Genomic DNA, 19,285 nt, shown 5'->3' on the forward strand with positions numbered 1-19,285 from the left:
ACAATGCTAACCAAAAAACAATGGGAATTTTGCTTGGAGAAATTTGCAGAAATGTTTCCAGATGCACATTGTGAATTAGTGCATGAAAACCCATTTGAATTAACAATAGCAACGCTTCTTTCTGCACAATGTACAGATGTTCTTGTCAATCGTGTAACTGCCGAGCTATTTCAAAAATATAAAACACCAGAAGACTATCTTGCAGTTGACATAGAAGAATTACAAGATGATATAAGATCAATTGGCTTATATCGCAATAAATCGAAGAATATTCAAGCACTAAGCCAATTGCTGATAGATAAGTTCAACGGGGAAGTACCGGCGAATCGCGATGTATTAATGACCTTGCCGGGTGTTGGAAGAAAGACGGCTAATGTAGTCGTATCAAATGCATTCGGGATTCCCGCGCTTGCGGTAGACACGCATGTTGAACGTGTAGCAAAAAGACTTGGAATGAATCGATGGAAAGATTCGCCGCTAGCAGTTGAAGAAAAGATTATGCGGTGGACTCCGTTAGATAATTGGACGAATACACATCACCAAATTATTTTCTTCGGGCGTTACCATTGTAAAGCAAGGAATCCAGGATGCGAGGTATGTCCGCTGCTCTCTATCTGCCGGGAAGGCAAAAAGCGGATGAAGGCAAGGGGGATGTAATTGAATCGTTTTTCCAAGGAACTACTCGCGCCCCATTTTGAAAAATGGGATTTAGTGAAAGAAGAAATTGAAAAACTTTATAGTTTAAAAGATAAAGAAGTCAACACGTATATGGAAGTTGCAATTCGTGATTATGAACAACTGCTTGAATACGGTGGAAGTGAGCTCAATGAACGAACTGGAAACCTCGATGCTCTTCTTCTTCCATTAAACGGGGAAGAACGCCTCCAATTCGTGAAAGATAGAATCGCTAGCCACTACGCCTATATTCAACTAGATGCGCTCTATACAGAAACAAAAAAGAAAGCAGCACGGCTTTTCGTTATGAAAAAATAAAAGCTGAAGTTCAGGCGCTATGCAGCGTTTGAACTTCAGCTTTTTTAATTATTCTCCATCATTTCCTTTGTTGCTTCTATTACCGTTATTGCCATTGTTTCCGCTATTATTTGTACCCTCAGATCCTGGCTCTGGTTCTTCTGGTTCTTCCGGATTTTCCGGCTCGCCTGGCACTTCAGGTTCCACAGGTTCTTCCGGCTCCGGCTCTTCTATCGGTTCTTCTGGTTCTTCCTCAATAGGCTCTTCTGGCTCCACCGGCTCTTCAGGTTCTTCAATCTCAGGTTCTTCTGCTTCTTCAACTCGAATTGATATCGAGGCAGGTTCACTTTGAAGCTCCCCAAGAATCGCGACAACTTCGAATGTGTATGTTTTTCCACCTTCAATGCCAGTAAAGGTTACCTTATTGTCGGTTGTTCTCATCATCTCTTTTTTCTCGCCGCCGTCCATACTTGCATAAACAATGAACTCTACATCGCCTTTAAGCGTTTTGGATTTAGGGGCTTTATGATTCCATTTTAATGAGATTGTCTCTTTCTTTTCATCGAAATCAGCTTTAAGTTTTGTTGGCGCGTCAAGTTTGATTTCTTCTGCGATTTCTTTTGGCACTGTTCCTTTAACGAATAGTTCAGTACGCGTCATGCTTGAAGGCGTTGAGGAACTAGCTCTCATTAAAGGGTTGGAACCATAAACAATTTTAACTTCTTCTACGGATGAAGGTTTCTGGAATCGGGCTGTTTCTTTACCGGCAGAAATACTTGTCATGATCGTCTTAAAAAGTTCTTGAGGAACGAGACGTTCACCTGGCATTCTGCTTTCCATAGGTGTCCGGTCTTTATAACCGCTCCATGCAGCAATAGTATAGTTAGTAGAGTAGCCGGCAAACCATGAATCGACTGCATTGTTTGTTGTACCTGTTTTTCCAGCAATATCGAGTCCGGGTACATTTGCATTCGCGCCTGTTGCGCCAATGCCGGGTTTCAAAACATCCCGCAGCATATCCGTTACCATGTAAGCAGTTGAATCTTTCATAACAACTTCTGAATCAGGCGATAACTGTTTTTCCGTTTTCCCGTCACGGAATACAATTTTCTTTACTGCATGAGGTTTTGTATAAACGCCTCCATTACCAAACGCAGCATATGCACCTGCAAGTTGGGCTGTAGAAAAATCTTCCGATGTACCACCAAGTGCATTGGATTGGTCTTCACCTTTTATTGCAATACCTAGCTTTGCAGCGAACTCATTTGCTTTTCCATGACCGACTTCATCATAAGTTGTGACAGCGGGTATATTCCGCGATCTGTAAAGCGCTTCCCGAGCTGTCATTGTCCCTAAAAATTTCCGGTCTACATTTCGAATCGGGGTGCCATCCTTATAGTTCTTTTGGGCGTCAACAACGGTATTGCCAGTTGACCAATTTAAATATTCGATGGCTGGACCATATGATAATAATGGTTTAATAGTTGAACCAAGTTGGCGTTTTTCTTGTGTAGCATAGCTCCAGTTGGCTAATTTGTAGTTACGGCTACCAACTGCAACAATTTCACCTGTTTTCGTATCTAGGACTGTTAAACCTGCTTCTACTTTTTCATTCGCATAATAAGCAGAGGCTAGTGCGTCTTCTACTGAGCGTTGTGCTGCAGGATCTAGTGTCGTATGAATTTGTAACCCCTCACTAAGATCGACTCCCGCATCCTCAAGTTCATTTAATACAAGATCAATAAACGCTGGATATTTGGTGCCACTGCTCGCTACTTTGTTTTCTTCCTGTTGTAAAGTAGATGCAACGTCTATTGTTCTTGCGTCTTCCATTTGCTCTTTTGTTATTTTTCCATGTTGATACATTAACCCAAGCACAATGTTTCGACGTTTCTCTGCGCGTTCAGGATTAATGAAAGGGTTATATCCATTTGGACTTTGGGGGAGACCGGCTAACATTGCTACTTCGTGTAAGTCAAGCTCTGCAAGTTTTTTTCCATAAAAGTGTTCTGCAGCTGTTCCGAATCCGTAAGTAGATCCCGACATTAATATTTTATTGAAATACATTTCAAAAATTTCTTCTTTATCGTATTCTCGTTCCAGTTGGAAAGCCAACCATGCTTCTTGAGATTTACGTTTCAATGTTTTATCCGCGGATAAAAATGAGTTCTTAATCACTTGTTGTGTCAGGGTACTTGCTCCTTGCGAACCGAACCCGCTCCTGAAGTTTGCTAGCACTGCACCGCCAAGTCTTTTAAAATCCATCCCGTGATGCGAATAAAACCTTACATCTTCTGTTGCTAAAATTGCATCTTCCATTAATTTTGGGATCTCATCGTAATTAACATATTCTCTCTTTTCGGAACCTGTTGTGTGGAAAACTTCATCGTTTTTATCTAAAAACTCCGATGAAACTGGGTCTCTCAATAACTCTTCATCGAGTTTAGGAGATGAACTAGCGTAAAACAGAAATAAACCGGCCCCACCAATTAATATCGCAAATCCTAGAATAACTAGTGTAAGAAAAACCTTTTTAATAACACCTTTTGTATTCTTAGGTTTCTTATTGCGGGCGTTTTCTTGAGCCTTTCGACGCTCAACCCTAGAATTTAGTTTATCACTCATATATATTTCCTACCTTTCAATATTACCTTCATAGTTTACTATATCCGAAATCGCACTTAAGTAATCGATACTAGGCATAAATCCAAGTTCAATTTCAATTGATTCGCTTTCGAATTCGGGTAGAGCAATTGATTTTCTACCGCCTGCTTTCATTCTCTCCCATTTATTCTCAATCATATCGTATGGGACGACAAAATATCGGTTCAGCGTAGAGAATTTCACAATGACAAACGCAATCCCTTTTTGTTTTGTAACGTTTTTCATATGAATCATTTGGTGTTCATGAATATTCTGCAATGGAAATGACGTTTTACTCTTCGTCTCTTTCGCCTCGAAATCGATATAATGACCATTCCAAACTCCATTATAGTCGGTTGTGGAAGGGGTTCGAAAATAAGCTTCCGTAATGACCGCAGCACTTCGTGAAGGGTAATTTACATTTACCACTTGAATCGGGACTGGTTTTTGATGGATGACGGCAATGTTGTGGGTCAAATAATACTCATTGGAATCATTCAAATCCTCTTCTAACGTTTTCCCGCGATTACTAAAGGAATGATTGCTTACTTTCTGAGGGTTTGTTGTTCGAACGGGCACATATTTTTTACCGTTCGGATACCGAATTGTCATTTGTACCACCTCGCATTTATTCATCATACCATAAGCATTGGACGGACTAGCAACAAGAAAGTTTCCATTTGCCGCGGAATAAATTTCATTTCCAAGAATATGTGTTCGCTAGATATTGGTTAAGGGAAGATTAATCTGGTAAAATAGAAGAAAGAATTCGAGAGGCTGATCAAAATGAATTTAGAAGAAAAATGTAAAGAACTCCTTACTGTATGCGGGGAATGTCTTGACCGCCATACAGAGATGAGAAGACTAGATAGAGATCCGGACTTTTTTGAAGAAGTAAAACCATATGCGGACAAATACCATTCAATGTTAGATGAATGGGCGGAAGAGTCCTACGCTTGGATAAAAGTCGCAAAACCGAAATATGTCCATCCATCTCAAATTGATACCTTAACGGACGGGATGAAACAATTTATCGTTCAGTCGTTTTATAAGAAAACTGGCTTGAAAAGATTCGTGCTGACTATTCGTTCAGCAGAATATACATTAAAAACATTTCTAGATGCAATCGAAGAGGAAAGAGAGAGGGAGTTGGGATGACTCGAAATACTTCAGTTAGTTCAGTTCTATCTAAATTGCAATCGGATCCTTCATTCTCGGAAAATATTATTCATTACAGAAAAATAGAAGGTAAATCCGCGACATATGCAGAGTTTCCATCAGTACTCCATCCATCAATTATTAAAGCCCTTAAGACAAAAGGAATCGAGCAGTTATACAGTCACCAAAGAGATGCATTCGATTCTGCATACAATGGTGAATCAATTACCGCGGTTACGCCCACTGCATCCGGAAAATCTCTCTGTTATCATTTACCGGTGCTTCAAAGCATTCTAGAAAATGAATCATCGAGAGCGATCTATTTATTTCCAACAAAGGCACTTGCACAAGATCAGTTGAGCGATCTTCATGGCTTGATCGAAGCGAGTGAAGAAACAATTCTGAGTTACACCTATGACGGTGATACGGCACCGGGACTTCGTTCTAAAGTTCGAAAGTCCGGCCATATCGTTTTAACGAATCCTGATATGTTGCATTCAGGAATTTTGCCTCATCATACAAAATGGGTATCGTTATTCGAAAACCTGAAATATATTATTATCGATGAATTACACACCTATAAAGGCGTATTTGGAAGTCATGTAGCGCATGTTTTACGCCGTTTAAAACGGATCTGTAATTACTACGGCAGTGATCCGGTATTCATATGTACCTCTGCGACTATCGCCAATCCAGGAGAGCTAGCTGAATCACTTACGAATACAGAAATGCGTTTAATCGCTAATAATGGAGCACCCGCTGGAAAAAAACATTTCATTTTTTATAATCCTCCAGTTGTTCATCCGACATTCGGGATTCGTCGAAGCGCGTTATTGGAAGTAAGAGATATCGCATCTTTATTATACCGTGAAGGCATGCAAACTATAATCTTTGCTAAAAGTCGGGTGCGTGTCGAAATGCTTGTGACGTATATGCAAGAACTAACAAAAAAGAAACTGTTCGATTCGTCTGTCATGGGGTACCGGGGAGGGTATTTGCCGTCGGAACGAAGAAAAATTGAAAAAGGTCTTCGCGACGGTTCAATAAAAACAGTAGTCAGTACGAATGCGCTTGAATTAGGAATCGATATTGGTCAACTGCAAGCATGTATTATGACCGGGTATCCCGGAAATATCGCAAGCGCATTTCAGCAAGCTGGTCGTGCTGGAAGGCGGCAAGAAGACGCATTAATAATATACGTCGCGCAATCTGTCGCGCTTGATCAATACATTATTGAAAACCCTGATTATCTTCTCGGCCAATCGCCCGAAGAAGGAAGAATTCATCCCGATAACATGTTTATCTTAATGGATCACTTAAAATGCGCCTCATTCGAATTGCCATTTTCATTAACGGAAACGTACGGGGAGTTTGAAGTGCAACAACTTCTCGAATTTCTTGAAGCTGAAGGTGTTCTTATTAAAACTACGGATCGATGGCATTGGATGACAGATCGTTTTCCAGCAAGTGAAGTGAGTTTACGGTCGGCTGCTCAAGAGAATGTCGTTATTATAGATAAAACAATCCCCAAAGGAACGATTGTCATCGGAGAGATGGATCGTTTTAGCGCGATGACGTTGCTTCATGAAGAAGCGATTTATATCCATCAAGGGACCCAGTATCAAGTCGAAAAGCTTGATTGGGAAGAGAAGAAAGCCTATGTAACTGAAGTCGATGTAGATTATTTTACAGATGCGAATTTAGCAGTAGAGTTAAAAGTTATGAACGAGGATGAGACGAGTACGGCAAAAAGCGGCGTTTGTTCATATGGAGACATTGCGGTTCTCGCTATCCCTACTATATTTAAAAAGATTCGTTTTGGTACTCATGACAATATCGGCTCTGGTCCGATTTCGTTACCAGCCACTGAGCTCCACACATCGGCGACTTGGTACTCATTTGATGTACCTAAGGGATGGTCAGAATCTGAGTTGACGGATGCGATGACAGGTGCGGCGTATGCAATTCAATCGTTCATACCATTGTTCGTCAGATGCGATCGAAGTGATATTCATGTTGTTCCTCAGGTTAAAGCGGTTCACACCGATAAACCGACATTCTTTATTTATGACAGCTATCCTGGCGGCATCGGTTTGAGCGAGAAGATTTATACGCGTTGGGATTCTTTGTTTCAGCAAGCTAAAGATCATGTTTCAACTTGTAGTTGCAAAGGTGGCTGTCCAATTTGTATTGGCGCGCAAGAAGCCGGTACGGGAATGAAAAAGGACGTTGAATCACTTCTTAACGCTCTGGTAAGGGGAGAAAGTAGTGTCGTATGAAAAGAAGTTAATGGAAATGAGGAAGCTAGTTAAAAAAACTACTAAAGAAAAGCCGGCACAAGAAAAGAAGAAAGTCGTGCCTCCGCCTCCATTTTATGAAGGTAGCTGGCTTTCCGCAGGCTTGACGAAGGAAGAAAATAGTCACGGATTTGTTTATAAGCGCACGATTTCCTTCGATAGTACCTACAAGCATGGTAATATTTATTTGTCAGATTTAAAATTGGCATTAAAGAAATGGGAAGATCTAGATTTAACACACCCATTAGCACCTGATTTGGAAAAACGATTAGTCTTTTTTGATACTGAAACAACGGGTCTCAAAGGTGCAGGGACACTTATTTTCCTTCTCGGTTTTATTGAACAAAGGAAAAACTCGTTTCAACTCACGCAATATTTACTTCCTGGCCCTGACCATGAGCCTGCTTTCTTATACGCATCTGGACTTTGGGAACATAATTTAAATCTTGTAACGTATAATGGTAAAAGTTTCGACCTTCCCCAAGTCGAAACAAGGTGGACGATGAATCGAAACTCATTACCGCCGCTTGCATCTCACGCACATATAGATTTACTACATGGATCAAGGCGGATTTGGAAAGAAGAGGTTGATTCATTTAGTTTAGTTAATATTGAAGAAAAGAAAATTGGTTTTTATCGAGAAGACGATATTCCAGGTCATTTAGCCCCCATCATTTACCAAGACGCTGTAAAAAGCGGCCGAATCGATCCATTGATGAAAGTGCTAAAGCATAATGAATGGGATATTCTTTCACTTGTTGCGCTTTTTATTGAGTCAACAGACTTGCTATTTGAAACGTCTACTCGCGGTACCGCAATTTCACAAACGAATATCGGTAAATGGTTTGCGGATTTGAAGTTGTATGATCGCAGCAGTCAAGTTCTAGAAGCAGTTATTCTCGAATATGGACTTGAACATCCTGTAACCCATTTCCACTTCGGGTTTATTATGAAAAGAAATCTTGCTGTTGAAGAAGCGATTTCCTCTTTTGTGATTGCCGCCGATCGGTTAGATGGCCGCCAAAGAATAATTGCGTTAGAGGAATTGGCCAAGTTGTATGAGCATAAAGTAAAAGAGTTTGAGAAGGCACTACTATATACAAGGAGGGCGCAACATCTGCTGACGGAAGACCCTGAATTGACCGACCGATTTCGTGCAAGACAACGGGAAATGTTTCAAAAGAGGGAAATAAGAATAGTGAGAAAACTATTTCCCGGGTAAGCGCAATAAACGACAAGGACCGAGTTTAATTGTGTTTTAAACAGACAAATTCGGACAAGATATGGTATAATATCGCATAAGAAAGATAGACGGAAGGGCGAGTTTCATGGAAACTAAATTAGATGCGAAAATAATACTTGAAAAAGAATTTAAAACGGGTATGCGTGGATATAATCAAGAAGAAGTCGATTTATTTTTAGATGATGTAATTCAAGACTACCAATTGTTAAAAAAGCGAATTGCCGATTTAGAAGCTGAAAACAATAAAATTAAAGAAGAACTTGAAGCGGCGGAAAAGCGACCTTCTGCTGGAAATACTGGTGCAACGAATTTTGATTTACTTAAACGAATCTCCAATCTTGAAAGACATGTATTTGGAAGCAAGTTGCACGATCAGGTATAAACCGAATCGAGTCATTGAAATGTAACGCAAATTATAGTATACTAAATAGACCATAGCGTGTATTCAGGTAATCGCTGCAAAGCTTGACTTTGTAGAGGAAAGTCCATGCTCACACGGTTCTGAGATGTCCGTAGTGTTTGTGCTCGGTGAATTAATAAGCCGGGGCTTCGCGCATAGCGCGTTGACGGCGGGAATAAGTCCTAAGTTTACTTAACGTAAATATGGATTAGGTTCCCCGAACAGTGCCACAGAAACGTAGTCGGTTCGGAAACGGATCGAATGGAACGCGGTAAACCCCACAAGTGAGAAACCCAAACTATGGTAGGGGCACTCTTCTGAAGGAAATGAACAGACGAAGAGACGAGTATTCATACTCGTAGATAGATGATTACCACCCAGCGTACGAGGCGTAAGCCGTTTGAGTACTAGGGAACAAAACATGGCTTATCGAATTACCTATGGTTTAAAACAAAGACAACAGCTCTCCGACATAAAGGAGAGTTTTTCTTTTTGAACTAAAATATGATAACATACATACTTTCAATGCAATGGACTGCTTTTACGACATATTTGTAATGAATCAATTTTGGGTATACTTAGTAAGCGTAACGTATAATCTTTTGCTTATAAGCGTAAGAATTTTATAGGCAACTTTTGGGTATAGTTTAAAAATGACTTTATTTGTTTTAATTGAGAAACGGGAGTTGAAGAAAATGAATGAATTTAAATTAGTTGCTACTTCTGCAATGGGGTTAGAATCGCTAGTAGCAGATGAAGTTAAAGCGTTGGGATATGAAACAAGAACGGAAAATGGAAAGATTTTCTTCTCGGGTGATACAACTGCCATTGCTCGAGCAAATATGTGGTTACGTGTCGCAGACAGAGTGCGAATAATTGCGGGCGAGTTTCATGCGAAAACTTTTGATGATTTATTTGAACGTACGAAAGCGATACCTTGGGAGATGTACCTGCCAGTTGACGCAGCATTTCCGGTTGCGGGAAAGTCAGTGAAATCAACATTATTCAGCGTTCCGGACTGCCAAGCTATCGTTAAAAAAGCAATTGTTGAACGGTTGAATTTAGCCTATAAACGAAATGGTTTTTTACCTGAATCTGGTCCATTATTCAAGTTGGAAGTATCCATTTTAAAAGATAAGGTTACGCTTACGATTGATTCAAGCGGAACTGGACTTCATCGACGCGGATATCGGATTGGCCAGGGTGATGCGCCTATTAAAGAAACGCTGGCCGCGGCTCTTGTAAAATTGACCCGTTGGAGTCCTGAGCGTCCATTCATAGATCCGCTTTGCGGTTCAGGAACACTTCCAATTGAAGCTGCAATGATCGGGCAAAATATTGCTCCGGGTACCAATCGTGAGTTTTTAAGTGAACAATGGCCATGGATTGAAGATGCTGTATGGGACCGTGTTCGTGAAGAAGCGGAAGATTTAGCGAAATATGATCAACAACTTGCCATATCAGGGTCCGATAGTGATCCCCGAATGGTCCGAATTGCAGAAGAGAATGCGGCCGAAGCTGGATTCGTCGATTTAATTAATTGGGAAGTCAAAGACTTGCGAGATATAGAGATTCAAGGAATAAATGGTGTAATGGTCGGAAATCCGCCTTACGGTGAACGAATCGGCGAGCTTGAGGAAGCTGAAGAAATAACAAGAATTCTTGGTGATGTCATGAAAAACCATCCTTCTTGGTCAGTCTATATGATTTCACCTTTGGAAAACTTTGAATCTTTGTATGGTAGAAAAGCGACAAGAAAACGAAAACTCTTTAATGGTTTTATCCGAACAGATTATTACCAGTATTGGGGTAAGCGTCAATAATTTTTACTTGTAGAAGAGGTGAGAAGCCTCTTCTTTTTGCACCACTATTGGGAGGAGTTCACTGAATGAAAAGAAGAATGCCATTTCCTTTATCGAAAGAAAAGTCCTTTTATGATTCACTAAATGACTGGATAGGGGATACGCTTTATGATGATTTAACAGAAAAAGGATTCGAATGCCGCGATGAGCAAATCTTTATGGCATTTCAAATTGAAAAAGCTTTAAAAGAAAAGAAAGTTCTTTTTGCAGAAGCCGGCGTTGGTACCGGGAAGACGATTGCTTATCTGCTTCCTGCGATTGCCTACGCGCGCTACACAGGAAAACCAGCGCTTATATCTTGTGCGGACGAAACGCTCATCGAGCAGCTAGTTAAAGAAGATGGAGATATTCGAAAAATAAGTGATGCACTTAACCTCGATATTGATGTTCGTCTTGCAAAAGCCCGCAACCAGTATTTATGCCTTAAACGACTAGATGAAGCATCCAATCGAATGGACGAAGAATATATAGAGGATATCGAAGTTAGCCTTCCGGACTTTGTTTACGGTTCGGGATCGTTGCAATCGATATCACCATACGGCGAACGGTCGGATTATCCTGACCTAAGCGATGAAGAGTGGAATACAGTTAACTTTCATCCGATACAACAATGTTTGGCTTGCGATTTAAGAAATCGATGCGGGCAAACAATTCATCGTAACCATTACCGCGAAGCGATTGAAATTATCATCTGCTCGCATGATTTTTACATGGAACATATTTGGACGAAGGATTCTCGTGAAAGACAAGGACAATTACCATTATTGCCAGAAGTGTCAATGGTAGTTTTTGATGAAGGCCATCTTCTTGAGTACTCTGCACAACGAGCACTTACGTATGAAGTTCAAAATAGTACGTTGCTGAATTTATTGGAACGAATCATGGTTAATGATATTAGAGAACCTACTTTGCGGTTAATGGAATATTTAATTGAAACGCATGCCGAATTTTTCGACTTGCTTAGCACTCATGCTGAACAATCGGAAAATGAAAGAAAAGCAATTGAAAAAGTAACAGATATCATCGAAGTAGGAAAAAAAGCTGTTGAGTTATCGACATCGCTTCTTGAGGAATTTGTATTTGAAGGTGAACTTTATATTATTCCCGAATATGAATTGAAAATGGTTGAAGAATATCTTGATCAATACATTTACTCGATGACATTATTCGTTACTGAAAATGATGCAGTTGATTGGATAGAGGAACCTGAAGGCGAATTGACTTTAGTTGTTATGCCGAGACTGGTTACTGATATTCTACGAGAAAAGTTATTTTCATCACGTATCCCGATTGTTTTTTCATCAGCAACACTTTCGGTACAAGAAGACTTTTCTTATTTAGCGGATGGTCTTGGAATTCAAGAATTTCTATCATTCTCAGTGGAATCGCCATTTGATTATGATGAAGTGATGGAGGTCCACGCGCATGATTTTGCTGAGAACGAAAAAGCAAATAAGGTCGTTGAGTTAATGGAAGATGGTCAGCAGACGCTTATTTTGTTCAAGTCGGAATTTGCGATGAACCAGTTTAGAGAACGGATACCGTCTGATTTTCAATCCCGAATGGCGTTTGAAGGTGAACGGGAATTGTCATCAATCATTAAAGAGTTCCAGCAAAAACAAATTCAAGTTTTATGTTCCTTTAAATTATGGGAAGGGTTGGATATTCCAAACGACGCGTTGACTCAAGTAATTATTCATGATTTGCCATTCCCGCCGGCAGATCCATTATTTGAAGCAAGGCGGCACCATGCAACTGACGCGTTCATTGAAGTTGATCTTCCGTTTATGTTATTAAGGCTTCGACAAGGCGCAGGAAGGTTAATTAGAACGTCTGCGGATTCTGGAACGGTACATTTATTATTAGATTCTATTGAACAACAAGTTAAAAATGAGATTGAAGGATTATTTCCTGTCAAAGTTGTTTTTAATTAATAATAGCGAGTACTTTAACATGATCTTTTGTTAAAGTACTCGTTTTTTTATATGGACCGTTGATTTCAGTTCCGGGCGGACGCTTTCTAGCTTCAGGTGGCAGATGCTCGAGTCATAAGCCAATTCAACAAGGAAGAATTGAACTGCATTCTTCCCGGGCAAAGAGCGCCACTCCGTTGAATCGTCTTATGCTTGTCGCATCTAACCGCCTCCTTCAGCTTTCATTATTTTCCTGCGGAAGAGCGGACAAGTGCGGAAAGATACAGTTCAATCTTTCCCTGCCGCTTCGTCGCTAAAATCGTGCTCCCAAACGCTACGCTTTTCGGTCGCAAAAGCCGTTCTTCGTTACGGATCTTCCTGCAGGGTCTCGGTTAAGGAAAGAGTGAACTTCTCTTTCGCACTTCGCTGATTCCGCTGGAGTCGCCGCCCTCCACTCCAATCAATTAATTTCATTGTAAGAAGAGTGTTATTAGGTGTTATCTTATGTGCATAGTTGCTTCGGTATCATTTTTTGTGTAGTGAGAAGATCCCGAATTGCATGCAAATACTGTTGAGTGCAACCAAAACGTTTTCAAGTGCAAGCAAACTTATGATGAGTGCAAGGAAATTAACAACAACAATACAGAAACCGAGTTATTTCTTTTTCTATTACATGACTACTAGTTCGAAATAAATCGATTATTTTGCCATATTTATGCTACTATAAAGAGGAACTTTATCGCGGCAAGGGGGAAATAAATTGACTACTAAAGAGAAGTTTTTGGCTTTACTTAAAAAGATGAGTGCTTACTCTGAGGCTATTTCGGTTATGTATTGGGATATGCGGACTGGGGCGCCGAAAAAGGGAATTGAGTCGAGATCGGAAGCAGTTGGTACGTTATCCGCTGAAGTGTTTAAAATGAGTGTTTCGGAGGAAATGGCGACATTATTAAAAAAGCTAGAAGCGAAGAAAGAGTCACTTGATCCGATTTTGTTGAAAACGTATGAAGAAGTGAAAAAAGAATATGATTTAAGCAAAAAGATTCCAGCAGAAGAGTACCGTGAATTCGTGGTTCTCACTTCGCAGTCAGAGTCGGCATGGGAAGAAGCGAAAGAAAAATCGGATTTTGAAATGTTTCAACCCTATCTTGAAAAAATCGTCTCAACGACAAAGCGTTTTATCGGCTATTGGGGTGAAAAAGACGAAAATCCTTACAATACGCTTCTAGACCAATATGAGCCGGGAATAACAACTGAAGTCATTGATGAAGTCTTTGCGGAATTGAAAAAGACGATTGTCCCACTTGTGAAAAAGATTTCAGAGTCAAGCAACCAACCAGAAACATCATTTTTATTTGACCACTTTCCGAAGGGGCAACAAGAGAATTTCAGCCTTGAAATTTTGAAACAACTCGGTTATGACTTTGAGGCTGGACGGCTTGATGCAACGGTTCATCCGTTTGCGATGGGCATAACGATTGGCGATGTGCGACTTACGACAAAGTATGATGAAAATGATTTTAGGTCTGCTGTTTTTGGAACAATTCATGAATGTGGTCATGGGTTATATGAGCAAAACATCGACAAAAAGCTAGATGGGCTTCCAGTCGCAGGTGGAACTTCAATGGGGATTCACGAATCGCAGTCGTTATTTTACGAACAATTTGTCGGACATCATGAAAACTTTTGGAAATACAATTTCGATTTATTGAAAGATCATTCACCAAAGCAATTTGAGGATGTTGAGCTAGAGGATTTCTTACGTGCGATCAATGCTGCTAAACCTTCGTTAATACGCATTGAAGCTGATGAATTAACATATCCGCTCCATATAATGATTCGGTATGAAATCGAAAAAGAATTATTCAATGGTGATTTGGAAGTTAAGGATTTGCCAAGAGTGTGGAATGAAAAGTACAAAGCATACTTGGGTGTGACGCCCGAGAATGACGGTGAAGGTGTCCTTCAGGATGTTCACTGGTCCGGTGGATCATTTGGCTATTTCCCGTCCTATGCATTGGGTTATATGTATGCGGCACAATTAAAAATCGCGATGTTGAAAGACCTTCCGAATTTTGATGAATTGCTATTAAAAGGTGAGTTTTCACCAATTCTAGAGTGGTTGACAGAAAATATCCATAAACATGGTAAAATGAAAAAACCGCTTGAAATCATTCAGGATGTAACTGGTGAAGGTTTAAATGCAAAATATTTAGCAGATTATTTATCCGAAAAATACAGCAAACTTTATAATTTATAAGAAAAGTGTTCCTTGACCATCTATTTGGTGAAGGAACACTTTTTTTGTCGAAAGAAATGGTACAATGTAAATAGAAATTGATGAAGGGATCGAAAGATTAATGCCGAAATTTCAACATGAACTTACTGAGCTAATAACGAAGGCTGCGACATACGGTGAGTTATTTAAAAAGAATGAAGACAGTGAACGATATGATAAAATAAAGCTTTTTGGTAAAAAGTTAACAAGAGAAGAGTACATGATTGGATTTGCCGGTCATTTTTCAGCTGGAAAATCCTCGATGATTAATGCGTTAACTGGCGTCGACTTATTACCGTCCAGTCCCATCCCGACAAGTGCAAATATCGTGAAAGTAAAAAAGTCGGATACAGATTATGCCGTCATTCATTTAATGGATGGAAAAGGGCTTAAATATGAAGGCCATGATTTCCCGAATGCCATAAAAACATATAGTAAAGACGGTTCTACTGTTTCACTCATTGAAATTGGCCATAAAGATTCCGCTTTGCCAGCGGGCATTACGGTTATGGATACACCCGGGGTCGATTCAACAGATGATGCCCATCGACAATCAACGGAATCCGCACTTCACTTGGCGGATCTTGTTTTTTATACAATGGATTATAATCATGTTCAATCGGAATTGAACTTTAGTTTCACGAAAGAATTAATGCGTCATAATCCGAATGTCTATTTGATTATCAACCAAATTGATAAACATCGTGATAGTGAATTGTCATTTGAAGAGTTTCAGCACTCAGTCGAAAATTCGTTTAAATTATGGGGAGTCAAACCTAAAGGGGTGTTCTATACAAGCTTGAAAGTGGAGGATCACCCGCATAATGATTTTCCCGAAGTGAAAGAAATAATTACAGGTTCGATGAGTAATTGGAAAGAATTTTTTATAGAGAATGCCAATAACACGATTCTTCAACTTCAAGAAGAACATAAACGCTTCTTGAAAGAGAAAATTGCCGAAGAAAAAGAATTGCACGCTTCACTAGTTATGGAAAATGAATGGACAAATTATGATACAATCCTAAACGAATTGAATCAGACAAAAAAAGCGCTTACCCTTCAATCAGAAGAAGCTTTTGTGGATTCCTTTGATAAGGGGTTATCCGCGTTAATTGAGAATGCGGCAGTCACTCCATACGAAACTAGAGAGTTGTTAAAAAGTTATTTGGAGTCGCTATCTCCTAATTTTAAAGTTGGCTTTCTTTTTGGAGCAAAGAAGACGGCTGAAGAACGAACTAGACGTAAAGATGCTTTTCGAGAAAATATTGGCAAGCTCATTCACACGCAAATTGAAGTCCATGTAAAAACTTTTATAAAGAAATTATTAAATGAATCGCAACTATTAACGGATGACCGTTCACTTGAGGTCGATTCTTTAAACCTTGTTATACCTTTTGAAGAAGTGGAAAAGCACTTCAATGCTTCAGATATCATGACGGGCGACACAGTTATTAACAATGCAAATCAAATGAAAACAAATATCATATTGGCATACAGACGTTTAACAGAGGACTTGAAATTAGAGACCTCGGAATTTATTCGTACAAATGGAAATGAGAAAAGTGACCGTTTTCATAAAGAAATTCATTCTCTGGAGGAAAAGCTAGAGGTGATCGGTCATGTTGAAGCATTGAATAATCTTTTGGAAACGATTGATGAAAATGTTGAAAACCCGTCCTCGATAATAATTGAAAAACGGGACAAGCTCATAAAAACTTGGCATACAGATGATATTCTTGATATTACAGAATTTGTTGAGGATGAAACGACGGAAAATTTATTTGATCAATCATCTTTCATTGAATCGGAAAATGAGGTTTACCAAGTGCAGTCGTCTGCAAGTGAAGAAGTAAGCAGTAACGCGCTACATGTTGCGCGGGTTGTTGAAAATGTACCTGGATTTATCGATATGGCTCAGTATTTACGCAAAAAAGCCAAACGATTGGATGAACAAGAATTTACAGTGGCTCTATTCGGGGCATTTAGTGCTGGTAAGTCATCGTTTTCCAATGCGTTGATTGGGGAAAATATTCTTCCGGTTTCTCCAAATCCAACAACCGCAACGATAAACCGCATATGCCCGGTAGGTCCGGGTAAAGAAGATGGAACAGCTGACGTCATCTTGAAAACGTTGAATCGAATGACAGAGGATGTACTGCGCTCATTTGATGCGCTTGGAATTCCTGTGGAAACATTGGATGACGCTTTTGCCAAAACGGATAATGCCCTGAATACAAAGTTGACAGATGACAAACTTCATATTCACAAAGCATTTATTGAAGCATTTAAACAAGGTTATCTAACTTATAGAGGTCAATTAGGTACAGTATTGAAAGTTGGGCGAGACGAGTTCGTTAAATTTGTTGCAGAAGAAAATCGTAGCTGTTTCGTGGAGTCCATTGATTTTTATTATGATTGCGAAATAACGAGAAAAGGAATAACCCTTGTTGATACGCCGGGCGCTGATTCTATAAATGCTCGTCATACGGATGTTGCTTTCGATTATATTCGAAACGCGGATGCAGTTCTCTTTGTTACGTATTATAACCATGCGTTTGCCAAAGCAGATCGAGAGTTTCTGATTCAATTGGGCCGCGTGAAAGATGCGTTCGAGTTAGATAAGATGTTTTTCATTGTAAACGCAATTGACTTGGCGTCAAATGATGAAGAAGCTGAACTCGTGCAATCGTTTGTTGGGAATGAACTGCAAAAGTTCGGCATAAGAACCCCCCGTGTACATGGTATTTCTAGTTTACAAGCGCTTCAAGCAAAGATTGAAAAACAAAGCAATGAAATGATGGATTTATTCGAAAGGGATTTTCATCATTTCTTGGAACATGATTTAAGAGGACTGGCTGTACAATCATTAGAAGAGGAAACAATGAAAACGACGGAACGGTTAGCTTCTCTCATTTCACGTACTGAAAAAAACATGAAAAGAAAGTCGGAGCGGCTAATTGAATTGGCGAATCTAGAAGAAATAATTCAAAGAAAATATGCGAGCAGTTTTATTGAAGTATTTCAAACAAGTACAAAGAACGAATTAAATGAACTTGTTTATTATATTTTACAGCGTGTCTTTTTACGATTCAGTGATTTCTTTAGAGAAGCTTATAATCCATCTGTCTTTGCAGCAAAATCTTCTAGCGAAGCATTAAAAATTGCGCTTGATGAAACAGTCCATATGATTGGGTTTGATCTTACACAAGAATTAAAGGTAACAAATTTACGTATCGTTAACTTCTTGACGAAGCAATTGACGAGCCGACAACGTATAGAAGTTCAATCGCTCAAAGAAATCGATGATGTATTCGAACCAACCTTATTTGAACCAAGAGAAGCAGATCTATTATCTTTTGAATTTCCATTTCCAGATTCTGCAGTATATAGCAGTGTCAATCGTCTATTTCGGAATGATAAATCATTTTTTGAAAGAGGCGATCGAGATAAACTAAAAACTAGTCTCGAGGAACTTTTAAGAATAGATACAGCGCTATATCTTGATAGAGAAAAGAAGAGACTTGAAGTGTGGGTTGCTCAATTAATTGAAGAAGAAGCAGAGGCACTTAGAGTCCATTTATTGAAAGAATGCATGATACAAATTGATTCAGAACGAACACTTCTGACGGAAACCGAAAAAATCGATGACTGGCGGAACTTATACAATTCATTAGAAAAGGAGTTGGTGTAGTTGAGCAATGTTTTTGTTTCGATTAAAGATATAGATACGAGTGAAGTCAAATGGATAGATGCGCGTTTCTCATTGGCTGATGCAAATGAAGGCAAAAGGTTTTATAAGGAAAGTCATGTTAGCGGTGCGATGCATTGGGATTTAAATGATGATTTGTCCGATTTAACAAAAAGAGATGGAAGACAACCAATGCCGAGTAAAGAGTCGTTAGTTGAACTTTTCAGGAGAAGTGGACTGAATATAGAGGATACAATTCTTGTTTACGATGACGGTGGCAGCCCGTTCGCAACCCGTGCATGGTGGTTCCTTCAATATGCCGGATTTGAAAATGCATCTGTCGTAGTAGAAGGTTTTGAAGAAATTAAAGAATCGAGTGTTCCTGTTGATAATGAAACACCGATACCAAAGAAAACTGCAGTAAACCCCAATTGGAATGAATCGATTTACGCTTCACGGGAATTTGTAGAGGAAACTGTCGCAGGCCGGACAAGCAATCTGTTAGTCGATGCACGTGCCGCTAATCGATACCGCGGAGAGATAGAACCGTTGGACAGAGTGGCGGGTCACATACCCGGAGCATTTAACTTTGATTGGGAGCAATTAAAAAGTGACGGGAAATTTCAATTTGACCAATCAATAAAAGAAAAATTATCAGACTTGGCGGACTCCAATCAAAAAGTAACCGTGTATTGCGGAAGTGGCGTTACAGCTTCTCCACTCTATGCAATGCTTTCACATTATGGGTATGAAAATATCCGTCTTTACGTGGGAAGTTATAGTGATTGGGTTTCAAAAGAAGATGCGCAGGTTGAAAAAGGATAAAGTGGT

Annotated in this window: 13 protein-coding genes and 1 other RNA gene; 12 read left to right on the forward strand and 2 right to left on the reverse strand. The window is 39.6% G+C overall.

The window, feature by feature from the left end; genetic code table 11:
- Positions 1-3 precede the first annotated feature (3 nt).
- Positions 4-657, forward strand: a complete 654-nt coding sequence (nth, locus tag JSQ81_RS00660) for an endonuclease III (RefSeq protein ID WP_212605836.1) — start codon at positions 4-6, stop codon at positions 655-657.
- The gene (locus JSQ81_RS00665) at positions 658-993 is read left to right on the forward strand and encodes a YpoC family protein (protein ID WP_212605837.1); all 336 of its coding nucleotides are present in this window, start codon (positions 658-660) and stop codon (positions 991-993) included. It abuts the gene before it with no gap.
- 48 nt (positions 994-1,041) lie between these two features.
- Here the strand turns inward: JSQ81_RS00665 and JSQ81_RS00670 are convergent, their stop codons facing one another.
- Together JSQ81_RS00670 and recU are read right to left on the reverse strand one after the other, a co-directional pair.
- Positions 1,042-3,597 carry a penicillin-binding protein 1A gene (locus JSQ81_RS00670; RefSeq protein ID WP_212605838.1) on the reverse strand — a complete coding sequence of 852 codons (2,556 nt, stop codon included), beginning with the start codon at positions 3,595-3,597 and terminating at the stop codon, positions 1,042-1,044.
- 9 nt (positions 3,598-3,606) lie between these two features.
- Positions 3,607-4,227: a Holliday junction resolvase RecU gene (recU, locus tag JSQ81_RS00675; RefSeq protein ID WP_212605839.1), complete on the reverse strand. Its 621-nt coding sequence runs from the start codon at positions 4,225-4,227 to the stop codon at positions 3,607-3,609.
- Positions 4,228-4,401: 174 nt separating this feature from the next.
- Here recU and JSQ81_RS00680 point away from each other — a divergent pair, with 174 nt between their 5' ends.
- From JSQ81_RS00680 to JSQ81_RS00725, 10 genes are all read left to right on the forward strand, one after another.
- Positions 4,402-4,773, forward strand: coding sequence for a YppE family protein (locus tag JSQ81_RS00680; protein WP_212605840.1), 372 nt, complete (start codon positions 4,402-4,404; stop codon positions 4,771-4,773).
- Complete coding sequence (locus JSQ81_RS00685; protein WP_212605841.1) at positions 4,770-7,052, forward strand: DEAD/DEAH box helicase; 2,283 nt, start codon at positions 4,770-4,772, stop codon at positions 7,050-7,052. The genes JSQ81_RS00680 and JSQ81_RS00685 overlap by 4 nt, the downstream gene beginning before the upstream one ends.
- Entirely contained in the window at positions 7,042-8,292 is a 1,251-nt protein-coding gene (locus tag JSQ81_RS00690; RefSeq protein ID WP_212605842.1) for a ribonuclease H-like domain-containing protein, read from the forward strand. The genes JSQ81_RS00685 and JSQ81_RS00690 overlap by 11 nt, the downstream gene beginning before the upstream one ends.
- 106 nt (positions 8,293-8,398) lie before the next feature.
- Positions 8,399-8,695, forward strand: coding sequence for a cell division regulator GpsB (gene gpsB / locus JSQ81_RS00695; RefSeq protein ID WP_212605843.1), 297 nt, complete (start codon positions 8,399-8,401; stop codon positions 8,693-8,695).
- Positions 8,696-8,754: 59 nt separating this feature from the next.
- An RNA gene (gene rnpB, locus JSQ81_RS00700) (RNase P RNA component class B) lies at positions 8,755-9,147 on the forward strand.
- Between the two features lie 261 nt (positions 9,148-9,408).
- On the forward strand, positions 9,409-10,536 hold the full coding sequence (locus tag JSQ81_RS00705; RefSeq protein WP_212605844.1) for a THUMP domain-containing class I SAM-dependent RNA methyltransferase: 1,128 nt from the start codon (positions 9,409-9,411) through the stop codon (positions 10,534-10,536).
- Positions 10,537-10,601: 65 nt separating this feature from the next.
- Positions 10,602-12,509, forward strand: coding sequence for an ATP-dependent DNA helicase (locus JSQ81_RS00710; protein ID WP_212605845.1), 1,908 nt, complete (start codon positions 10,602-10,604; stop codon positions 12,507-12,509).
- A gap of 739 nt (positions 12,510-13,248) precedes the next feature.
- Positions 13,249-14,748, forward strand: a complete 1,500-nt coding sequence (locus JSQ81_RS00715; protein ID WP_212605846.1) for a carboxypeptidase M32 — start codon at positions 13,249-13,251, stop codon at positions 14,746-14,748.
- 100 nt (positions 14,749-14,848) lie between these two features.
- The gene (locus tag JSQ81_RS00720) at positions 14,849-18,457 is read left to right on the forward strand and encodes a dynamin family protein (RefSeq protein ID WP_212605847.1); all 3,609 of its coding nucleotides are present in this window, start codon (positions 14,849-14,851) and stop codon (positions 18,455-18,457) included.
- Positions 18,458-19,279: a sulfurtransferase gene (locus tag JSQ81_RS00725; protein WP_212605848.1), complete on the forward strand. Its 822-nt coding sequence runs from the start codon at positions 18,458-18,460 to the stop codon at positions 19,277-19,279.
- Positions 19,280-19,285: the final 6 nt, after the last annotated feature.

The organism is Sporosarcina sp. Marseille-Q4063 (assembly GCF_018309085.1).
Lineage (GTDB): Bacteria > Bacillota > Bacilli > Bacillales_A > Planococcaceae > Sporosarcina.